27 protein-coding genes are annotated in these 18,217 nt (G+C 39.3%); 8 read left to right on the forward strand and 19 right to left on the reverse strand.

The genetic code is table 11. From position 1 onward, the window contains the following. Positions 1–53: 53 nt before the first annotated feature. From IE080_RS13665 to IE080_RS13730, 14 genes are all read right to left on the reverse strand, one after another. Positions 54–320: a hypothetical protein gene (locus tag IE080_RS13665; protein WP_189583594.1), complete on the reverse strand. Its 267-nt coding sequence runs from the start codon at positions 318–320 to the stop codon at positions 54–56. Positions 321–396: 76 nt separating this feature from the next. Further along, complete coding sequence (locus tag IE080_RS13670; protein WP_189583597.1) at positions 397–786, reverse strand: hypothetical protein; 390 nt, start codon at positions 784–786, stop codon at positions 397–399. A gap of 7 nt (positions 787–793) precedes the next feature. Then, complete coding sequence (locus tag IE080_RS13675) at positions 794–1,114, reverse strand: hypothetical protein (RefSeq protein WP_189583600.1); 321 nt, start codon at positions 1,112–1,114, stop codon at positions 794–796. Continuing rightward, the gene (locus tag IE080_RS13680) at positions 1,107–1,340 is read right to left on the reverse strand and encodes a hypothetical protein (RefSeq protein ID WP_189583603.1); all 234 of its coding nucleotides are present in this window, start codon (positions 1,338–1,340) and stop codon (positions 1,107–1,109) included. The genes IE080_RS13675 and IE080_RS13680 overlap by 8 nt, the downstream gene beginning before the upstream one ends. Further along, positions 1,333–1,887, reverse strand: a complete 555-nt coding sequence (locus tag IE080_RS13685; protein WP_189583606.1) for a hypothetical protein — start codon at positions 1,885–1,887, stop codon at positions 1,333–1,335. Before IE080_RS13685 ends, IE080_RS13680 begins: the two co-directional genes overlap by 8 nt. 32 nt (positions 1,888–1,919) lie before the next feature. Further along, entirely contained in the window at positions 1,920–2,285 is a 366-nt protein-coding gene (locus IE080_RS13690; protein WP_189583609.1) for a hypothetical protein, read from the reverse strand. Then, positions 2,263–2,676, reverse strand: a complete 414-nt coding sequence (locus IE080_RS13695; RefSeq protein ID WP_189583612.1) for a hypothetical protein — start codon at positions 2,674–2,676, stop codon at positions 2,263–2,265. The genes IE080_RS13690 and IE080_RS13695 overlap by 23 nt, the downstream gene beginning before the upstream one ends. Positions 2,677–2,680: 4 nt before the next feature. After that, a complete protein-coding gene (locus IE080_RS13700) occupies positions 2,681–2,953 on the reverse strand; it encodes a hypothetical protein (RefSeq protein WP_189583615.1) in 273 nt (90 codons plus the stop codon). Next, positions 2,950–3,183 carry a hypothetical protein gene (locus IE080_RS13705; protein WP_189583618.1) on the reverse strand — a complete coding sequence of 78 codons (234 nt, stop codon included), beginning with the start codon at positions 3,181–3,183 and terminating at the stop codon, positions 2,950–2,952. The genes IE080_RS13700 and IE080_RS13705 overlap by 4 nt, the downstream gene beginning before the upstream one ends. A gap of 1 nt (position 3,184) precedes the next feature. Continuing rightward, complete coding sequence (locus IE080_RS13710) at positions 3,185–6,085, reverse strand: replication initiation protein (RefSeq protein WP_189583621.1); 2,901 nt, start codon at positions 6,083–6,085, stop codon at positions 3,185–3,187. Positions 6,086–6,089: 4 nt separating this feature from the next. Beyond that, complete coding sequence (locus tag IE080_RS13715) at positions 6,090–6,308, reverse strand: hypothetical protein (RefSeq protein WP_189583624.1); 219 nt, start codon at positions 6,306–6,308, stop codon at positions 6,090–6,092. Then, positions 6,283–6,450: a hypothetical protein gene (locus IE080_RS13720; protein WP_189583627.1), complete on the reverse strand. Its 168-nt coding sequence runs from the start codon at positions 6,448–6,450 to the stop codon at positions 6,283–6,285. Before IE080_RS13720 ends, IE080_RS13715 begins: the two co-directional genes overlap by 26 nt. Positions 6,451–6,817: 367 nt before the next feature. Continuing rightward, the gene (locus IE080_RS13725; RefSeq protein WP_189583630.1) at positions 6,818–7,384 is read right to left on the reverse strand and encodes a LuxR C-terminal-related transcriptional regulator; all 567 of its coding nucleotides are present in this window, start codon (positions 7,382–7,384) and stop codon (positions 6,818–6,820) included. A 19-nt stretch (positions 7,385–7,403) separates the two neighbouring features. Then, positions 7,404–7,628, reverse strand: coding sequence for a hypothetical protein (locus tag IE080_RS13730; protein ID WP_189583633.1), 225 nt, complete (start codon positions 7,626–7,628; stop codon positions 7,404–7,406). Between the two features lie 190 nt (positions 7,629–7,818). On the opposite strand from IE080_RS13730, the gene IE080_RS13735 reads away from it, so the two are divergent. Continuing rightward, the gene (locus IE080_RS13735) at positions 7,819–8,133 is read left to right on the forward strand and encodes a TetR/AcrR family transcriptional regulator (RefSeq protein ID WP_189583636.1); all 315 of its coding nucleotides are present in this window, start codon (positions 7,819–7,821) and stop codon (positions 8,131–8,133) included. Positions 8,134–8,262: 129 nt separating this feature from the next. Here the strand turns inward: IE080_RS13735 and porT are convergent, their stop codons facing one another. Together porT and ubiE are read right to left on the reverse strand one after the other, a co-directional pair. Next, positions 8,263–9,072 (reverse strand): type IX secretion/gliding motility protein PorT/SprT, encoded by an 810-nt coding sequence (porT, locus tag IE080_RS13740; protein ID WP_189583638.1) that lies wholly within the window; start codon positions 9,070–9,072, stop codon positions 8,263–8,265. After that, positions 9,021–9,743 carry a bifunctional demethylmenaquinone methyltransferase/2-methoxy-6-polyprenyl-1,4-benzoquinol methylase UbiE gene (gene ubiE / locus IE080_RS13745; protein ID WP_189583641.1) on the reverse strand — a complete coding sequence of 241 codons (723 nt, stop codon included), beginning with the start codon at positions 9,741–9,743 and terminating at the stop codon, positions 9,021–9,023. Before ubiE ends, porT begins: the two co-directional genes overlap by 52 nt. Positions 9,744–9,884: 141 nt before the next feature. Between ubiE and yihA the strand changes: the two genes are divergently transcribed. The 3 genes from yihA (at position 9,885) to IE080_RS13760 (ending at position 11,328) form a co-directional block, all read left to right on the forward strand. Further along, on the forward strand, positions 9,885–10,490 hold the full coding sequence (gene yihA / locus IE080_RS13750; RefSeq protein WP_189583644.1) for a ribosome biogenesis GTP-binding protein YihA/YsxC: 606 nt from the start codon (positions 9,885–9,887) through the stop codon (positions 10,488–10,490). Between the two features lie 73 nt (positions 10,491–10,563). Continuing rightward, positions 10,564–10,998 (forward strand): DUF5606 family protein, encoded by a 435-nt coding sequence (locus tag IE080_RS13755; RefSeq protein WP_189583647.1) that lies wholly within the window; start codon positions 10,564–10,566, stop codon positions 10,996–10,998. A 30-nt stretch (positions 10,999–11,028) separates the two neighbouring features. Beyond that, positions 11,029–11,328, forward strand: coding sequence for a hypothetical protein (locus IE080_RS13760; RefSeq protein ID WP_189583650.1), 300 nt, complete (start codon positions 11,029–11,031; stop codon positions 11,326–11,328). 57 nt (positions 11,329–11,385) lie between these two features. On the opposite strand, the gene fbp is transcribed toward IE080_RS13760, so the two are convergent. Continuing rightward, on the reverse strand, positions 11,386–12,429 hold the full coding sequence (gene fbp, locus IE080_RS13765) for a class 1 fructose-bisphosphatase (RefSeq protein WP_189583653.1): 1,044 nt from the start codon (positions 12,427–12,429) through the stop codon (positions 11,386–11,388). Positions 12,430–12,487: 58 nt separating this feature from the next. On the opposite strand from fbp, the gene IE080_RS13770 reads away from it, so the two are divergent. Beyond that, positions 12,488–13,762, forward strand: coding sequence for an aspartate kinase (locus IE080_RS13770; RefSeq protein ID WP_189583656.1), 1,275 nt, complete (start codon positions 12,488–12,490; stop codon positions 13,760–13,762). Here the strand turns inward: IE080_RS13770 and IE080_RS13775 are convergent. Together IE080_RS13775 and IE080_RS13780 are read right to left on the reverse strand one after the other, a co-directional pair. Further along, complete coding sequence (locus IE080_RS13775) at positions 13,754–14,635, reverse strand: fructosamine kinase family protein (RefSeq protein WP_229800641.1); 882 nt, start codon at positions 14,633–14,635, stop codon at positions 13,754–13,756. The two genes, IE080_RS13770 and IE080_RS13775, sit on opposite strands and share 9 nt — an antisense overlap. Then, a complete protein-coding gene (locus IE080_RS13780) occupies positions 14,622–15,107 on the reverse strand; it encodes a low molecular weight protein-tyrosine-phosphatase (protein ID WP_189583659.1) in 486 nt (161 codons plus the stop codon). Before IE080_RS13780 ends, IE080_RS13775 begins: the two co-directional genes overlap by 14 nt. 387 nt (positions 15,108–15,494) lie before the next feature. On the opposite strand from IE080_RS13780, the gene IE080_RS13785 reads away from it, so the two are divergent. From IE080_RS13785 to IE080_RS13795, 3 genes are all read left to right on the forward strand, one after another. Beyond that, complete coding sequence (locus tag IE080_RS13785; RefSeq protein ID WP_189583662.1) at positions 15,495–16,124, forward strand: peroxiredoxin; 630 nt, start codon at positions 15,495–15,497, stop codon at positions 16,122–16,124. A gap of 183 nt (positions 16,125–16,307) precedes the next feature. Then, entirely contained in the window at positions 16,308–17,165 is an 858-nt protein-coding gene (locus IE080_RS13790) for a glycosyltransferase family 2 protein (protein WP_189583664.1), read from the forward strand. Further along, on the forward strand, positions 17,165–18,151 hold the full coding sequence (locus tag IE080_RS13795) for a stealth family protein (protein ID WP_189583666.1): 987 nt from the start codon (positions 17,165–17,167) through the stop codon (positions 18,149–18,151). The genes IE080_RS13790 and IE080_RS13795 overlap by 1 nt, the downstream gene beginning before the upstream one ends. The last annotated feature ends 66 nt before the right edge of the window (positions 18,152–18,217 follow it).

Consider the following 18,217-nt stretch of genomic DNA (forward strand, 5'->3'; position numbering starts at 1 on the left):
TGGTTAATTCAAGTTTAGTGCATCTATACGCACGAACGCAAAGCGAAAACACGTTATCGGTCAACACAAGGAATAGCTTTTTTATGCCCGCAAGTCTTACATGTGCGTATTAAACATTCTGTATAAATTTCATCAGATGAATAATACCTATCATTTTTTGTGAATTTTTCAATATCCTCAATTTCATTGTGTTGGCTCCAGTATATTTTAGTTTTTTTAGGTTGGAATTTTATATCAATATTTAACATTCCGCATTTTACACAAGCCGAACCGATAACTCTATCTTTGAGAGATGTGGGTTCTTTTTTTAATTCTGACATAATTTTTATCTATTAATGTTTATACTGATTTGATTTTATTACGATTTAATACCACACCTCTACAAGCTGCGGTACGTTATTCTCCTAGATCACAGTTAGCCCAGCATTCTGCTTTCATATCATGAGTATAACAATGACACTTTATTTTAGTCTCTTCCGGTATTTCCTTTGAAACCCTAAATCCCATCATGCATTTTGAGCATCTGATAGTGCCATCTGTTTCTTTTCCTAAAAATGGTGATTCACAATTTGGGCAATGTAAATGTTCACTTGTATTTACATCTTCATCACTATCCTCAATGAATAGCTGTCCATTTTTATAAGCTTCAACCCTGGCTCTGTGCTGTGCTCTCTTCAGGTGAGTGTCCAGGAGCAGATCCAATTCCTGCAGCTCGATAAGAGAGCATGCGTTTAGGAATTGCTCGACTGTGACTTCTAAGTGGAATTGTTTATTGATTTTTGGCATGGCTTAATTAAAATTTATGTTTGTTAGCAGCTATCCACTTTAACTCCTTTACTACAAGATCGTGATAGCTGTCTTCTAGGTCCACTTTCTCTTTTTTGATAAGATTGGCAGCATGGTATTGTATATTTTCACTTGGCGTGACACCCATCTTTACAATGCAAAACCCACCTTCAGAAAGATTATGAACATATCCTTGCTTACCGGTACACCTGTGCTCTACAGGATCCCCGATCTTAAAGCGCTGCTTATGCGCTTGCTCACATTCCTCCCAGGAATCAAATCCATGACAGGAGCAACCAAAGAGGCCAGTGATCAGTGGCTTACCCATTGACCACCTCCTTTATTTCTGGGAAATCTTTCAAGATAGTTTTAAACTGTACCTTGAATTCTTCTTCAGTGATTTCATACTGCTTTGTCAAGGTTTTTAATTCCTGCTGAATAAAGAATGGATCAGTTTTTCTGATTTCTAAATATTCACTACTGATCGATACTCTAAGCCCATTTTCATAAAGAGCTCTTACACCTTGTAATTTGAAAGCTCTGAACCTAGGCATTACTCACCTCCTTAACCTCATAAAACGTGACTGTAAATAATCCATCTACTCGTAATTGAGGGTTATCAAATAACTTTAGATCGGAATAATAGTCTGCTTTGACAGGCTTACACCGGGAATACTTAAAATTAAGCTCAACAATGGCTTTGTAAATCGCATCCACTGTTACAGCTATGTCACCGGTAAGACGGTTGCAGAATTCAGTTTTAACACGTTCTCTGACTTCCTTGTGCAGGTTATTCTTAGGAACGTAATGATCATGCTGCATTAAAATGTAGTGGTTTTTACCGCTAGTTTTTTTCACAGGCAAAGATTCAAACTGATGCTTGACCTTGGCATACTCATCTCTATTGATAATCAATGCCACGGCAAATGACTTATCCGTAAATACATCCATACCGGCTTCATGGCTAACACCCATTTTTATCTCAAATCCTCCAGATACTTTATTGAGGGATAAGAGCGTATTGCTCATTGCTAAATTCCTACTACTATTAGCAGTATCATCTAGATTTAGTTTTTTAAATATTTCAAAAGAATTAATCATTTTTTCGATGTTGAGATTTGATTGTTACAGAGTTACATTTTTACATTGGTTCCAGGGAAAAAATGCGGGTCTTGCTCATGGCAAGGCTCCCGCTCTTTCAAGGGATCTGGATACAAGTCCGATATCCGATAATAGTGTCCGCAGCGCTTTTGGTAGATGTTGCGTACCCTGGTGTCAATTGGGCGATTGACTACCTTATAGCTCACTTCCACCCAGTCATCACCTATGTCAATGACCACTCCTTGATCTTCAGTAATTACAGGCTGCACAGACACACACCCAGGCAAGAGGAAAATTGTCGTCCACAATACTAATGAACTTAAGCCCACTAGGACTGCATAGATGTAAGCTTCCAGCTTATCATGATTACAGGTATTATATATTTTGTGGTACCACATGGTCTCTAAGTCTTATAAGTGGCTGCATATCTAATATAAGTGCCGGCCCATATGCCGTAGTAACTTGACCTAGCGTGTAGATAACCAATGATTGCTTAGGAATATCTAGCACTTTCAAAATCTCATTGTATGCTTCCGGATAGGCCACTTTCAGACCTGTTTTGTATGTGTTTTTCAATTGGGGAGCATCAGTGTCTGCTGCTTTTGCCTTGGCTAGGTAAAACTTTTGAGGATCATTAGAATCATTCAGAATCGTGACTCGATCACTATTTTTGAGTGAAAAATGAGTAGCTAGATTTTTAGATATCCGCATGATACCCGACTTGGTAAATGAAATGCAGGGAGCTTGATAAACTCTAGCTGATTTCTTTTTTATTGGTTGTAGTGTCATAGTGTTAGTTTATTATTCCCAATTGTTCCTTAATTTCTTTCAGCGCTTGATCAGCGCTCATCCCATATCTTTCGAGGATATTTTTGCAATGTTTTTTAACTTCGGCCTCAAGTGCCTTACAGTTAGTTAAACATTCTTTACGGTCATTCCACAGCTGCGGAATACCACTCTTTTTGGCTTTGGCTGTAAGCTGGAAGAATCTCTCCTGCTCATCGAGCATATCACTGATCATTTTGATCAGTGATATCTCCACGGTTACCAGATTTTTGTCATTCATTTTGTTTCAGCGATTATTGTTTTTGTTGGTATGTAAATTTTTTGATTGCGAATCATCTGCTTTACAGAATCGGGATCTGTCTCCAAGCTGACTGATCGCGCTATCAGTCCGCCATCTTCGAGTCGCTGGAAATACACCATCCCCAGTCTGCGCTTTCCGGTCATTGGGTCCATAAGCTCTTTGATGCTTGTGGCCAATTGTGCTTTGGTTTGAATTGTCAGATTTTCCATATCAGAATGCCTCTGACGCTGCCTCGTCAGATAGGTTAATGAATAAATCTCCGCTTATAATTGGAATGGTCTCAGACTCATCAGATACAGTTACTCCTGGATCTCCGCTCTTTATAAAAATCATCTCCATAGCTCTGTCCTTACCATCAGGACGGGCTGCTTTACGCACAATTCTACCATCCGAATTTTTGTATTCGTCAGGATCCAATATGTATCCCTTGAGCTCGCAAAATGCCTTCAGTGCCTTGGTAAATTTTTGCATGGACCAATTAACCTTTGCATATTTTTTAAAGTCGTCAAAGGCATCCTGTTTGACTACCATATGATCAAGACCCTGATTTTCGGCACAGAAATAAACCTCTCCCCACTCTCGGAATGACTCTGTCATGATGGAGATCAGATTTCGCTGGACTACGTTATTCATAGGTGGAGAGATCTTGCCATGGTTGAGATAGAATAGACAGCATTGCATCATGAAGTTGTAGAAGTCATTCCACTCATCAGCAGTGAATTCAGCTCCCAGGATATTCTTACCAAAATCATCCTTTGGCTGTCTGGCTTGCTTGTAGTAGTTATTGGAATTTTCGTGGTAGTAGTCCGAAAAAACAGAGTAGATCAACCTTCGCTCTGTAGAGCTGTCCAGGTTACGGACTACGAAATTGGACGTAAGGACAAACTTGGGAACGTCCTTAAATGGTATCTCATATCTCTGAGTCTGCTTGGGGTTGACAGTCAGGTCCCCGGTAAGCGGCGCAAAAAAGAACTGGAAGTTGAGAAACTGATTACAGTCATCCACCAATATCAGATCCGTATGCTTGGTAACATTTGAATAGATAAACTGATCCTCTGTAAGCTTAGGATTACGGCCATCCAAAGAGACCGCCTTCATAAAGAGCCTGACAGCCTTATACGCAAGGGACTTACCCGATCCTCCATGAGACTCCCCATCTCCACCTACTCGGTGATCCATTGCAAATACAGCCCATGGACGTGATGGATCTTTGTGCCTGTGAAGCAAATACCCAATGGTGTAGATTTTATTCAAAAGATGGTCTTTTTGCTCCCGGATCTCTTCCTCATCCAAATTAGGTCCTGCAATATCAAACTGATGCTTTTTGAAATACTCTTCTGCTTCCATCGTGGTCTTTCCTTCAAAGGCATCCTCTAGTTCTTTGCGCCAGTGGACTCGGCTAGTATTGATCAAGAAATTCAAGAAGATATTGTCACGCTTCACAACTTCAATATCCAAAGAGCCGTCCGCTCTTTCCTTCCAGGTAAAGTGAGGATCCTGCTTTTTAAAATTGTGCTTGATGACTTCCTCATCCCATACAAAGCGGTCAATTTCCCCCAACTTAAAATCCTTTATACCCTTGGCCGTAACTTCTACGGTGCGATTTTGGAAAAAGAAATACTGCGTATCCTTGCTGTAGTCAGTAAAGTCAATTTCAACCAAAGGAAGATTGGACATTGATCCTTCATTGACCTGAGTAGATCGGTAAAAGGTATCCCTCAATTCCTCTTCCATGTATCGGTCCCTGAGGAAATCATTGATAAATGCCTTTACTTCATTTACATTGATCTGCTTGACAATGTTATTGGTAATTTTGATGTAGATCCAGCCTGATTTGTCATTGTCAGACTCCAGTCGGCAAAAGCCATTCTTACCAAGAAAATTATACATCCTAGTATTCTTGACATTGTATTGCTTCTTAAGCTGACCCGATTTTGTCTCTGAAAAATACATCTCCCAAAACTGGTAAGGCATCGATGTCTCTACCAGTTTTTTAAGATCGTAGGGCCTATACCATTTTAGATAATCTCTTATATCCTTGGAAGGGTTTCCTCGTCTATCTGGCTTTTCTTTCAGGCTCTCAGGCAGCTCTATTGTATGAAGCTCCAAATGCTCTAAGGCTACTCTATGAGCTTCCTTTTTGCCAGTGCTGTCCAAGTCTGGAACATTTACAACTTTTTCTGACAGTTTATGCAGATCTCGGAATTGCTTCCTGGTAAGCTTGGCCGTCTCAGAGTTAGGCCATACAACCTGGTAGCCAATCATGGCCAAGTTCATACCATCAGATCCACCGGAGCAATACATGATTTCGGATAGCTTCTTTTCTTTGCCTGGTCTTATTTCACCAGTTTCTTCATCTACCTGCTCATTGTCTTTATTGAGTTCCTGCTGAGCTTTTATGCAGACATCATACCCATGCAGATACTCTTTTTTGCGCTTTCCGTAGTACATAAATCTACGGCTCTTATCTGGGCTTAGAGGTTGGTAGATTTTTTTAAAATCCCCTTCATCCCACATAAAAATTGGATAGTGATCTGTAGCTGCTATAGTGATAACCTTACGGTCCTTCACTATTGAATATGCCTTAAGCGAGTAAAAATGATACTTCCGGAAAACTGTCTTTACCTTTTCAAAATCAATCTTCTCTCCTTCGGATGATCGCTGATATGGTACCGCATTATCCGCTAGAACAGTCTTGACATCCAATTCCGTGAAATCTTCACGCGTCTCAAAATACCATTCTCCGTCATTCTCTTCCTTGGCGGCTTCCCTGGTACTTATCTCAGGCTTATGTATATCCACTGACAACCCCTCTGCCTCAATTCCAAATCTCTCTGCCAAAACTTGAAGGGCATCTTTGAAAGTCAAAGACTCTTCCTCCATGCATACATGAATACCATTCTTTGGCTTTTGGTCCCCACCAAAATCAGTCACTACATATGTACCATCATCCAAAAGCTTAAGTGTCGCAGATGCAGTTTTTTCAGCTTCACGAAGCTTGAATTTTTTCCTTCTATCACCCACAGCCACAGCAGCATTCGGATAGTAATAGAGGATAATTTTCAGACCACCATCGGTCTCGGACAATATTCTATTTTGGTCTATGAACATGGGGTTAATCGAAAAGTGACAGCTGGGAATTAAATCCCATCTTGATCAGTTGCTGGTAATAGTATCTTTCGGGAATTGGTACTTCTTTGAGAGAACTAAAAGGACTTTGGATGGTCCTTTCTTTGATGTTGACCTGAGCCAGATGACTGATTCTGGTCTTGTAGTAGTACATCCTTCTCTGTTTCTTTTTATAGCCTTTAGGCTTCTGCTGTCTGGTCTTCATGGGATTTCAGCTTAGCGATCAAGGTTTGATACTCATCTACTCCCTGTTCCAATAATTCAATCTCCAGTCTTAAATTTTTTACAATGTCCGGAAATGCCTCCTCCTCTTTTTTCATTTCATCCAGTAGAATTCTGGTATGCATAAGTTCGTCCTGGATAAACCCTAAAGTCCATTTCAAATCATTTAATTGTTTCGATTCCGAGGTCTTCATATAGCTTTTCATTAGTGATTGTAGAGTGGACATGTAATTCAAGTCTGGCCTGAAAAAAGGCCTCTAATCGAAGGAATTTTAAGGCCATCCATTCTGATCTAGGAGACTTAATGGATCCTTGCTTTTTTTTCTGTCGTTCCCAGTAGGTTCTTTGCCGCCTGACTTGGTCGAGAATTGTGAGAAGTTGTTCATTCATGATATTGATGTTTTAGCGATTTTTGGAAATAGCCCCCTCCTGCAAAAGGGGCTAATTAGATAGTTCCATTGATAAGAAAAGCATGTGAACGTAGCAGGAATATCATATCAGGTTTTTGAGATAGGCAAAGCGGACGAGCTCTGCCTTATTCTTGCACCCTGTTTTTTCTCGGAGATTTTTCATGTAGACACCTACGGTAAGGATAGAAATACCCAGCTGATCGCCTATCTCTTTATCCAACAAACCCTCAGGGATCAGCCGGAGTACTTCTATTTCTCTTTTGGTAAGGGTGCCATAAGGAGCCTTTAGTAAATCACAAAGCCTACCTTCATATGGACAAGTGCCTCTTAGTTGGCAGTCCACATATTCGGAAGCCTGAAGCTTACCGTTAATCATATCAGGATCATTATCTAGAGCTGAGTACCTGCACCGGATATACTGTGATATCATCTCATCCTCCTCTACTATATCAGCTTCAACTAGGCATGCCAGAGCCTTAGGATGCTTTTCAATATCAGCAAGTATAACATCCTTGATCTCTCTGGGCCACTGCTGAATATGCAGTAGTTCGCCATTGATAAATGCGAAAACTTGCGAGTCTTGCGCGAAGAATTCAACATGATTATCAGTGATCCCAGCAGGTAATTTGCCTGAAACACAACTTTTCATTGCTGCAACAAACTTCTTACTAACCATGACTTACTGCATTTTTTCTTTTCAACTTAACTGCTTTCAACTCTTCGTATTCATCGGCAACCTGAATAGCAGCAGCATGAATATCAAGGTTATAAGATTGACCAGAAAAGAAGTAAGCTACGCTCCTTTCGCTCATTCCGGACTTTTCGATAGTCTTCTTAAAATAGCCATAAGGCAATCTCGCTTTGAGTTCTTTTAATTCCTTTTCGCTTATCATAACAGTTTATTGGTATTGTATAATAACTGCATCCGCAGTAGTATTGCAGTAAATATGCAGTCTTTGCAAGTAAAATGCAAGTGTTATTACTGCAAAAAATCATAAACATTCAGTTGATATTTGTAATATGCTGAATCACAGAGGGAAAATTTTAGAAACAACGGTTAGAAAATGGTGCGACCAAAAGGGCATGAGTATCCTAGCGCTTGCAAAAGCTGCCGGATATAATCAATCTACTTTTTACAGACACATCGAAAAGGAAGATCTTCCCTACCACATCATCAAGCGATACGGTAGAGCCATGGAGTATGATCTTCGAACAGTCTTCCCGGAGATGGATGATAGTGACGTAATAGTTAGGGATAAACCACAAGCGCCATATGGGCTAAAAAAACAATCGCAAGAGGTACAGGATGAGGTTAATTTCTGGAAAGAAAAATATTATACACTACTAGAATTACATAATAAACTACTCAGGGAAAAGCTAGAAAGCGCCGGACTCTGACGCCAATTTTTCACACAATGAAAAAATAATATTGATAATGAACAAGTTACAAAGGGAAATTTATACCGGCCCTGGGTACTTAAAATAAAAAGGTCCTTCTCATCAGAGTTGGACCTTTTTTTATTTACATCACTGAAAATGCAGATAAATCGTAATGGATTTCCTGCGCAACTCTGATATAGCGTCTCCAAACTGTCTATTAACACCTTCCATTGCTTCTGGACGATAGATATTAAGAAGGCCATGGGAAAAACGGATCTCAGGAGAAAACTTAAAATACTTAAAATAAAGATCGAATCCCATTCCTGCCTCCAAGGTAAAATCTCTCCCAGTGGTAACAAGCGTCTCCAAATCTGCTTCATCTTGGATCTTTGTACGCCACATAGCACTGCCTCCTGCCATAAAAAACATTCGGTTATTATTAAATCGCTGAGCTTTATATTTAAATAACAAAGGTAATTCTACCATCGTAGCCTCTGTAATAATCGTGCGACGTCCAGATGGCAGATTAGGTGAATCTATTGGAGTATTTATCAACGAAGGGTCCAATTCATTTCCAAAGTAATTGATATCTGTTCTAAATTCATAAAACCCAATTTTTGGAGTCAAAAGGAGATTAAGTTGATCATGAAATCTAAAAACGCCCAAAAAACCTAGGCCAAATCCAGGTGTATAAACCGGGGTAATGCTACGAATATTAGCCAAATACTCATTGGCACCATTCAAAAACTCTTCTGAATACTTAAGCTGGTAAAAATTAGTATGTCCAGAAAGAAAAAAACCATAAGAAACCAACCTATCATCCTGACCAGCCTTACTAATAGGCCCAAACCGTGCTTGAGACCACGCCTGAATAGAGAAACAAAAGAAAAAAATAAGGGGAAGGATTATTTTTCCCCTACATAAATTGAACTTATACCGAAGGTTAATGGCTTGCATTGTGTGTTTTTAAAACCTACTTTTTCTAAAACGTTGAGAAAATTCTGTCCATCCGGAAATACCTGAACCGATTCAGGCAAATATGTGTACGCAAAACTATCTTTGGAAATCAACTTTCCTATTTGAGGCAAAATATATTTGAAATAAAAATTATATCCTTGCTTCATCGGGAATTTTTTAGGTTTTGAAAATTCAACAATCACTGTCTTTCCACCAGGCTTCAAAACCCGAAACATATCTGCCAAACCTTTTTCCAAGTTTTCAAAGTTCCTAACTCCAAAAGAAACGATAACCGCATCAAACTTATTATCCTCAAACAAGAGTTTTTCAGAATCCCCCAATTGCAAATCAATAATATGATCCAATTTTTTCTTTTTCATCTTTTTCTTCCCCTCGTTCAGCATCCCCTCAGAAATGTCTACTCCAATAATCTTGTCAGGATTCAGTGCCAACGCTTCAATCGCAAAGTCACCAGTTCCTGTAGCAATATCCAAAATCAACTTCGGCTGATCTTTTTCCAGGAGCTTAACAGCCTTTTTCCTCCAGATAATATCGATCCCCAAACTGAGCAGATGATTCAGAAAATCATATTTGTGGCTAATGTTGTTGAACATCTCCGCAACTTGCTCTTTTTTCCCTTCTTCTTTGTTTTTGTATGGTACTACTGACATGTAAGTATCTCTTATAAGTTGCAATATTACTAAGATAACCTGAGCATAAGAAAAATGTTGAAAATAAATACGGGATTCATACCCTAACGGCTTGTACTGTTTCTAGTCGAAAAAGACTACCTTTGTTGAAAAATTGAAAGAATGATTAAGAAAGCACGATTTATCATCAGCAATACAGACCACAACAAATGCCCCGCTCCAGATAAACCGGAGTTTGCATTTATTGGAAGATCCAATGTGGGTAAAAGCTCTCTGATCAACATGCTGACCAATCATAAGGACTTGGCAAAAACTTCCGGTAAACCAGGAAAAACCCAATTGATCAATCACTTTTTGATCGATGATAAATGGTATATGGTGGATTTACCTGGCTACGGATTTGCCAAAATCAGTAAAGACATCAAGTCTACTTGGGAGAAAATGATTGCTGACTACATGAAAAGTCGTCCCAACCTAGTGGCTGTATGTATTTTGGTAGACTCCCGACTGGAACCTCAAAAAATAGATTTGGAATTTATCTTATGGTGCGCTCAAAGTGATTTGCCATTTGTACTTGTGTTTACCAAAGCTGATAAGCAAGGAAAAACAAAAACCGATGCAAATGTGCGGGCATTCCTGGATAAAATGATAGAAATGTTTGACGACGAACCTCAATACTTCGTCACCTCCGCGGAAAAAGCCACTGGAAGGGAAGAACTTACTACCTTCATTCAAAATGAAGTACAGGAATACTTGGACGGAAATTAAGGATAGCCAACGCTGCCTTCTTGGTCATTCGAGGGTAACTTATATATTTGCAGCCTAATTGAATCAATCGACTATGAATTTTAACGAAATAGCTACCGTTGCAGGTAAACCTGGTTTGTATAGAGTATTAAAACCTACTAGAGGTGGCGTCATTTTAGAGTCCCTAGATAGCAAAAAAGCCAAATTGGTGGTAGGTTCTAATCAGCGTGTATCCATCTTGGGAGAAATCTCCATGTACACCATGACTGAAGAAGGAGCTTCTCCGCTAGAGGATATCATGAAAACCATCGAGAAAGAATTCAACGGTGACTTAGGCATCGACACCAATGCAGATGCAGATGAATTGAAAGCATTTTTGAAGCATGTATTACCTGACTTCGATGAAAACAAGGTATACCCTTCAGATATCAAAAAATTGATCTCCTGGTATCACATTATCCGAGAGTTTGCTCCTGAAGTATTGAAAGAAAGCGGTGAAAGCTCCGAGGAAACCAAAACAGAAGAATAAAAAAACGAGGGAGTTCAGCTCCCTTTTTTTATGGACAAAAAAGATCTCGAACAAGCGGTAGTGTTGATTTCCAAAGACTTTCACTTGGAGCTAGGTGAGTTTATGTCTTATGAAGAATTACTTTCCAAGCTAACCAAGGAGGTAACGTTTTTGCTCAACAAGGATTTTGAGAAATTACTTCAGATTTGTTATCGAGTGGACTTGGGAGAGCTGACACTTAATCGCTTACTGCACGAAACAGACCCTGAGCACATGAGTGAAGAAATCGCAAAATCCCTCATCAATCGTCAGCTGCAAAAAATCGAACTGCGTAGAAAATACAGCAGTTGATAAAAAAAGCCCTTACCAATATTGAAAGGGCTTTTTTGTAAACTTCATCAATCCTATTTAATTACAATTCGCTGTTGCTTCCTTATGAGCTTTTAAAAACTCTTCAGCCTTGGCCACCATTTTTGGTGATCCGATGTACAGAGGTGTGCGCTCATGCAAACTTGTAGGATCAATATCCAAAATACGCATATGACCATTGCTTGCTGCGCCTCCTGCCTGCTCTGCTATGTATGCCAATGCATTTGCCTCATAAAGCAATCTCAGTTTACCACTCGGTGCTTTAGTTGTTGCAGGATAAATATAAATCCCTCCTTTCAATAAGTTCCGGTGGAAATCAGCCACCAAACTACCAATGTAACGAGCACTATAATTCTTATCCTTGCAATAAGAGATATACTGCTTCAGTCCCTCTTCAAATTGGTTATAAGAACCCTCATTAATAGAGTAAATTTTCCCATCATCAGGAGCTTTCATTTCAGGGTGAGATAAAAAGAACTCACCCAAGGATTGCTCATAGGTAAAGCCATTGACTCCATGACCTGTAGTATACACCAACATGGTAGAAGACCCGTATAGCACATAGCCTGCTGCCACCTGCTGATTACCGGGCTGCATGATATCCTCCACCGTAATCGGGCTCCCTACTGGGGTTTTTCTTCGATAAATTGAAAAAATGGTCCCGATCGATATATTCACATCAATATTGGAAGAGCCATCTAAAGGGTCAATCGCCACAACGTACTTTCCTGAACCATTTTGTAAATCGATCACCTCATCATCTTCCTCTGACACTACTGCACATACCTCCCCTCCTTTGGTCAAAGCCCGTGTGAAACGGATATTTGCGATGACATCTAATTTTTGTTGTTCTTCTCCCTGAACGTTGGTTTGTCCAAATGCACCACCGATATTTGCCAAGCCTGCACGGTTGGTCTCTCGGTTTACAATTTTGGAAGCCAAAGCTATGTCCCGGAGCAACTGAGAAAGTTCGCCGGAAGCATAGGGGAAATCATCTTGTTTCATCTTAATGAAGCGGTCTAAAGTAACACCTACCGAATAGGCAATAGATGAAGTGCTGGGTATGTACTGTTTGATTTTCATGCTCTAAGAAAAATACAATTAGTGAATTATTTACTGGAAAAATACGAGGAAATTTCTGATGTCAAAAACTTTTGTTTTCAAATTTGGTGGCGCATCTGTAAAAGATGCCGATTCTATCAAAAACCTTTCTGAAATTTTATTCAATCGATTGCGAAATCAGCTAGTAATCGTCATTTCTGCCATGGGAAAGACAACCAACCTACTAGAAGAAATTTTGCTAAATAAATATAGGCATAAAGATTTTTCTTCAAATATTACTATTTTAAAAAGCTATCATATCGACATTTGCAAGGAATTGTTTGATGAAAATTCTTCGATTTTTCCTATTGTATCCAATCTCATAACGCAGCTGGAAAAGCAGCTAGAGCGGGAACTGACCAAGGAAAACTACGACTACTTCTACGATCAGGTAGTGTGCTATGGAGAACTGCTTTCCAGCAAAATCCTGCAAGAATACCTCTGCAGTCAAGGATATATCAGCCTATGGCAAGATGCCCGTGAAATCATCGCAACAGATGACAACTACCGGTTCGCAAAAGTTAACTGGGAGGAAACTAAAACCAACTGCCGCCAACAACTTGTCCCCAAACTGCAAAAATTCCCTGTGATCATACCTGGATTTATCGGAAGGACAAGTACAGGAAACTCCACTACCCTCGGTAGAGAAGGATCTGATTTTAGTGCAGCTGTCTTAGCAAGCTGCTTGAATGCACAGTCCGTCACTATCTGGAAAGATGTACCGGGCGTACTAAATGCAGACCCAAAGCGGTTCTCTGACACCATTAAATTTGATGAATTAGATTACCATGAAGCAGCCGAACTCACCTATTACGGGGCATCTGTCATCCATCCAAAAACCATCAAGCCGTTGGCCAATGCCGGTATCCCCTTATTTGTCAAATCCTTTTTGAAACCGGAAGAGGAAGGAACGAAAATCCACCATACCGATAAGAACAACAACATCCCCTGCATCGTAGTCAAAGACGAGCAGGTTTTGGTTTCCTTCAAAGTCACGGATTTCACCTTTGTTAATGAAGGACATATTCAGGAAATTTATCAGGCACTGAATGACCTGAAATTGAAAGTCAATGTATTTCAGACTTCTGCTATCAGCATTTCTCTAGTTATTGATCGGCAGGAATTCAAACTGGAGAAACTTATACAACGCTTACAGGACAGTTTTCAGATTCGATATAATGAAGGCTTACAACTATTAACCATCAAAAACCATCAACCGGCTATTATCGAACAAATTATTCAAGGAAAAGAAGTGATGTTAGAGCAAATCACCCGGACCACGTTTCAGGTTTTGCACAAACCAGTCCTAGCGTAAATATTTTCGCATCGTCTTCGCAATCCCGTGCACATAACTTTCCCCAAAAAGCAAGACATGAACCAGTAAAGGATACAAATTATGGATATCCACGCGTTCTTCAAAACCTGGTTCAATGGGAAAAACCTCCTGATAGGTATCATAAAATATGGAATCAAAGCCTCCAAAAAGCTTACTAAATGCTATATCCATCTCCCGATGACCGTAATAAATAGCAGGATCAATTAAGCATGGCTTACCCATCTCGTCGATCATCACATTGCCTGACCACAAATCCCCGTGAAGAAAGGCCGGTCTTTCCAACGGGATTAATGCTGGTAGTAAGGAATAAAGCCTTTGAAACTGCTTATAAAACTCAAGGGAAAAATAGCCATCGTAATATGCTTTACCTGCCAAAGGTTCCAATCGATTTTGAATGTAAAAATCAACCCAAGATTCACTAAGGGAGTTTTGCTGAGGCAATGATGCTATGTAATTATCCTCAGCTAAGCCAAAATTTACCTGTGAATGCATATGAAGTTGAGCGAGCCCTTCTGCTAAGGTTTCCCAAAAGTTTTCCAACCTTCGTTCAGAATCTACCCATTCCATCAAGAGAAAGTTCTGACCTTGATAGGATCCCGTATGATAAACCTCTGGAATTTTTAAATCGCAAACCTGCCGCATCTTTTGCAGGGCTGCTGCTTCTTTTTGAAAAATATCAGTGAATTCAGAGAAATTGGTTTTTAGAAAAAAACGCTGATCGGAGGTTTGCAAATAAACCCCTTGATTCAAATTCCCAGCCGCAATCAGCCTTGAGTTGGTTAAGGCTACCTGTTGCCCAAAGCTTTCAAATAAAACATGTTCAAAAAAACGATCTGCCTCAAACAAATTCATGCTTACCTTCCTTCAACACTTGCAGAAATTGATCGATGGCATCGTCCAATATTTCATAGACCCGCTCGAAAGCCTCCATTCCCCCATAATAAGGATCAGGCACTTCCATCGATTCTGCATCCTCCTGAAATTCCCGCATCAAGTGCAAATGTTCATGTGACATTCCATTTCGTTGTATAAACTCTTCCACGTTTTTTTTGTTGGAATAATCCATCACTAACAAATAATCAAACTCCCTGACATCTATCCGGTTAATTTGCCTTGCTCGATGATTTATAAGAATACCATGTCCATTTGCACAAGCAATTGTCCGGTCATCTGGTAACTCTCCGATATGAAAATCTGAAGTACCACAGCTATCACTTTTGAATCGGTGTGCCAATCCATATTGTTTTACTTTCTTATTAAAAATTGCCTCAGCTAGTGGGGACCGGCAAATATTTCCTAAACAAACAAACAATACTTTAATCATTGCAAATAATTCTATTAAACATTAAAAATACAAATTTTCTAGCTTCACACACATTTGATACATAAAATTTTACTTTTTATTTTTAAAAAAACTAACCAAGAGGAATAGAGTGACAGAGTTAATTACAATAAATTTTGCAATAGAAGATAAAAACCAAATTATTGATTTTTTAAATGAGTCATACATTTTATCTACCATATTTTATTTTACAAGTTTTGGCAAAGCAGGAAGTGAGTTGTAAATTTGTAATTCAATTGACTCACTTTATAGGTATTGTTCATTGAAACACACACTAAACCCAATAATGACAAAAGAACAAGCTCCATACATACACAATGGTGTCTTAAGCAATCTCAAACGTTAACAAATTAATCAAAACAATTTACTATGTCATTAGTAGGAAAAAAAGCACCTAATTTCTCAGCAGGTGCAGTAATCAACGGAGAAGAAATCATTGAAAACTTCTCTTTACAGCAGTACATTGGTCAGAAAGAAGTAGTATTCTTCTTCTATCCAAAAGATTTTACTTTTGTTTGCCCAACTGAAATCTTGGCTTTCCAAGAAAAATTGGCTGAGTTTGAAAAAAGAGGTGTAGCGGTAGTAGGTGCATCTACAGATACAGAAGAAACTCACTTGGCTTGGTTGATGACACCAAAAGCAAACGGTGGTATCGAAGGTGTTACCTATCCAATCGTAGCTGACGTGGCGAAGACCATTGCTCATAACTACGGTGTGTTGGCAGGCGAGTGGAACTACAACGAAGATGGTCAGTTGACTTTCGAAGGCGCTCCAATCGCTTACAGAGGCACATTCTTAATTGACAAGCAAGGTGTAGTAAGACATGAAACGATCAATGATTTCCCACTTGGAAGAAACATCGACGAAATGATCCGCTTAGTAGATGCATTGCATCACGTTGAGAAATTCGGTGAAGTTTGTCCAGCAAACTGGGAAGAAGGTAAAGAAGCAATGTCCGCTACCAAAGAAGGTGTTGCCGAATACTTGAGCAAGAACTAAGAAAGCTTAGATATTTCAAATTATGCCTCGGGAAAACCTGAGGCATTTTTTTTTGCTTAATTCTAGCTTAAAAGTGAAGAGAAATAATAGTAGTTGGCAAACTTACTATCAGGAGAATTCGAGCCAACTTTTAAAATCCTACTTGAAAGCCTACCTTTGTGAGACGCATACAAAACCAACAGCATGTCTTCTACAGCTACCAAATCACTCAAGAAAATCGCAGTCATCACCATGGCACGCAACGATGACTTTTTTTTGACGCGATGGATTGAATACTATGGAAAAGAATTAGGGGAAGAAAACCTGTACATTTATCTGGACGGAGAAGATCAACCAATACCTGCTAACAGTGGTCAGGTGAATGTCTTCCATGAAAAGCGCGTAGCTGAACATGTAGTCAAAGCAGAGAAAAGACGCCTGGGCTTTTTATCGAAAGTTGCTAAGTCCCTGCTAGAGTCTTATGACATTGTCATTGGTGTGGATGCAGATGAATACTTAGTAGTCGATCCTGTTACAGGAAAAGGTCTAGCAGCATACCTCAGTGAGATCAAAATAAATCCCTGCGTTTCTGGATTGGGAATTGACGTAGGGCAGGACAGAAATACGGAGCCAATTTTGGATCGGAGCAAACCATTCTTGGGACAGCGAAACTATGCCTTACTTTCTTCCCGCTATACCAAGCCTTCAGTGATCTCCAAACCTGTAAATTGGGGTTCAGGCTTTCATCGGGTCAAGGGACACAACTTTACCATCGATCCCAATCTTTATCTTTTCCACTTTGGATCTGTGGATTATGATATGATTTTGGATAGATTCAAAGATAAAGACCGCATGGCTACAGGTCGTGCCGGACATATCAAAAAAAGAGCGCGTACGATTGATATTATTACCAATTCCGAACCAAAGGTAGATGAAAAATGGTTGCGCTTGGCTAGAACCTTACAGACTTTTGCGCGGCCTATATGGGCATGGAATAAGCCTACCATGTTGAAATGGAAGCTTGTGGTGAGAATTCCAGAAAAATTTAAAGGAATCGTTTGATGAGTCAAGTAACAAACATACCGATAGATGCGGTCATTACGTGGGTGGATGGAAATGATCCCGCTCACCAAAAGAAAATGAACCAGTATCTACCTGATACCAAAAAAAAATCTTTTAGTACAGATCCTACCCGATTTGCAGCTGCTGGGGAAATAAAATATTGTGTAAGCTCAATCTTGCATTTCGCTCCTTTTGTAAGGAAAATTTTTATTGTCACCGACAACCAAGACCCGCAGTTAGACGCTCATGTTCAAAAAGTATTCCCTAATCGGAGCCAAGATGTTGTTATCATTGACCATCAGGTGATTTTTGAGGGCTATGAGCAATTTTTACCTACATTTAACAGCAGTAGTATTGAAAATATGCTTTGGAGAATCCCTGGATTATCAGAGAATTTCATCTATTTCAATGATGACATTTTTTTGATACAGCCTGTAAATCCGGAAGATTTTTTTCAAAATAACACACCTGTATTAAGAGGTAGTTGGCTTCCCAGTGCAGCTCCTAGACATGCTATAAGAAAACTACGGATGAAACTCGATAAAAATTACATTCCAAAGCCTTCTTACAATGTCAAGCAATGGTTGACAGCACATATCCTAGGCTTTAAATGGCGTTTTTTTGCAATGGATCATACCCCATATGTGATGAAAAAATCTACATTGGAAAAGTTTTATACGAAATACCCTGACTTATTAAAGTCAAACATTTCTTATAAATTCAGGTTTCATACCCAGTTTAATGTAGCATCAATAGTCAATCACACTAGCTTAAAAGAAGGCAATTTTATTATCAAAAACCCTAACATCGCATATCTTCAACCTTCTAAAAGAAAAGAAGGATATTTGGAGCGAAAACTTGATTTATGTGATAGAAATAAAGACTTACTATTTCTTTGCGTACAAAATTTGGATCAAGTCAGCCTTGAAAAACGTGAATATCTTTGGTCTTGGTTAGAAGGCCGTTTTAAAAATTTAACTTCATGATTATTAATTTGATAGACAAACCTTGTCATTTCACTCATTTGCGTAAAGGAAATTTTAACCACCTCT

This window comes from Mongoliitalea lutea, assembly GCF_014652135.1.
Lineage (GTDB): Bacteria > Bacteroidota > Bacteroidia > Cytophagales > Cyclobacteriaceae > Mongoliitalea > Mongoliitalea lutea.

Coding starts and splice junctions, on each gene's coding strand:
- IE080_RS13700 (WP_189583615.1), bottom strand. CDS start 2,953: ATGAATGACAAAAATCTGGTAACCGTGGAGATATCACTGATCAAAATG.
- IE080_RS13720 (WP_189583627.1), bottom strand. CDS start 6,450: ATGCATACCAGAATTCTACTGGATGAAATGAAAAAAGAGGAGGAGGCA.
- IE080_RS13710 (WP_189583621.1), bottom strand. CDS start 6,085: ATGTTCATAGACCAAAATAGAATATTGTCCGAGACCGATGGTGGTCTG.
- IE080_RS13770 (WP_189583656.1), top strand. CDS start 12,488: ATGTCAAAAACTTTTGTTTTCAAATTTGGTGGCGCATCTGTAAAAGAT.
- IE080_RS13705 (WP_189583618.1), bottom strand. CDS start 3,183: ATGGAAAATCTGACAATTCAAACCAAAGCACAATTGGCCACAAGCATC.
- IE080_RS13685 (WP_189583606.1), bottom strand. CDS start 1,887: ATGATTAATTCTTTTGAAATATTTAAAAAACTAAATCTAGATGATACT.
- ubiE (WP_189583641.1), bottom strand. CDS start 9,743: ATGTCAGTAGTACCATACAAAAACAAAGAAGAAGGGAAAAAAGAGCAA.
- IE080_RS13795 (WP_189583666.1), top strand. CDS start 17,165: ATGAGTCAAGTAACAAACATACCGATAGATGCGGTCATTACGTGGGTG.
- fbp (WP_189583653.1), bottom strand. CDS start 12,429: ATGAAAATCAAACAGTACATACCCAGCACTTCATCTATTGCCTATTCG.
- IE080_RS13760 (WP_189583650.1), top strand. CDS start 11,029: ATGGACAAAAAAGATCTCGAACAAGCGGTAGTGTTGATTTCCAAAGAC.
- IE080_RS13665 (WP_189583594.1), bottom strand. CDS start 320: ATGTCAGAATTAAAAAAAGAACCCACATCTCTCAAAGATAGAGTTATC.
- IE080_RS13680 (WP_189583603.1), bottom strand. CDS start 1,340: ATGCCTAGGTTCAGAGCTTTCAAATTACAAGGTGTAAGAGCTCTTTAT.
- IE080_RS13670 (WP_189583597.1), bottom strand. CDS start 786: ATGCCAAAAATCAATAAACAATTCCACTTAGAAGTCACAGTCGAGCAA.
- IE080_RS13675 (WP_189583600.1), bottom strand. CDS start 1,114: ATGGGTAAGCCACTGATCACTGGCCTCTTTGGTTGCTCCTGTCATGGA.
- IE080_RS13775 (WP_229800641.1), bottom strand. CDS start 14,635: ATGAATTTGTTTGAGGCAGATCGTTTTTTTGAACATGTTTTATTTGAA.
- IE080_RS13735 (WP_189583636.1), top strand. CDS start 7,819: ATGAGTATCCTAGCGCTTGCAAAAGCTGCCGGATATAATCAATCTACT.
- IE080_RS13785 (WP_189583662.1), top strand. CDS start 15,495: ATGTCATTAGTAGGAAAAAAAGCACCTAATTTCTCAGCAGGTGCAGTA.
- IE080_RS13690 (WP_189583609.1), bottom strand. CDS start 2,285: ATGTGGTACCACAAAATATATAATACCTGTAATCATGATAAGCTGGAA.
- porT (WP_189583638.1), bottom strand. CDS start 9,072: ATGCAAGCCATTAACCTTCGGTATAAGTTCAATTTATGTAGGGGAAAA.
- IE080_RS13780 (WP_189583659.1), bottom strand. CDS start 15,107: ATGATTAAAGTATTGTTTGTTTGTTTAGGAAATATTTGCCGGTCCCCA.
- IE080_RS13695 (WP_189583612.1), bottom strand. CDS start 2,676: ATGACACTACAACCAATAAAAAAGAAATCAGCTAGAGTTTATCAAGCT.
- IE080_RS13790 (WP_189583664.1), top strand. CDS start 16,308: ATGTCTTCTACAGCTACCAAATCACTCAAGAAAATCGCAGTCATCACC.
- IE080_RS13715 (WP_189583624.1), bottom strand. CDS start 6,308: ATGAAGACCAGACAGCAGAAGCCTAAAGGCTATAAAAAGAAACAGAGA.
- yihA (WP_189583644.1), top strand. CDS start 9,885: ATGATTAAGAAAGCACGATTTATCATCAGCAATACAGACCACAACAAA.
- IE080_RS13755 (WP_189583647.1), top strand. CDS start 10,564: ATGAATTTTAACGAAATAGCTACCGTTGCAGGTAAACCTGGTTTGTAT.
- IE080_RS13730 (WP_189583633.1), bottom strand. CDS start 7,628: ATGATAAGCGAAAAGGAATTAAAAGAACTCAAAGCGAGATTGCCTTAT.
- IE080_RS13725 (WP_189583630.1), bottom strand. CDS start 7,384: ATGAAAAGTTGTGTTTCAGGCAAATTACCTGCTGGGATCACTGATAAT.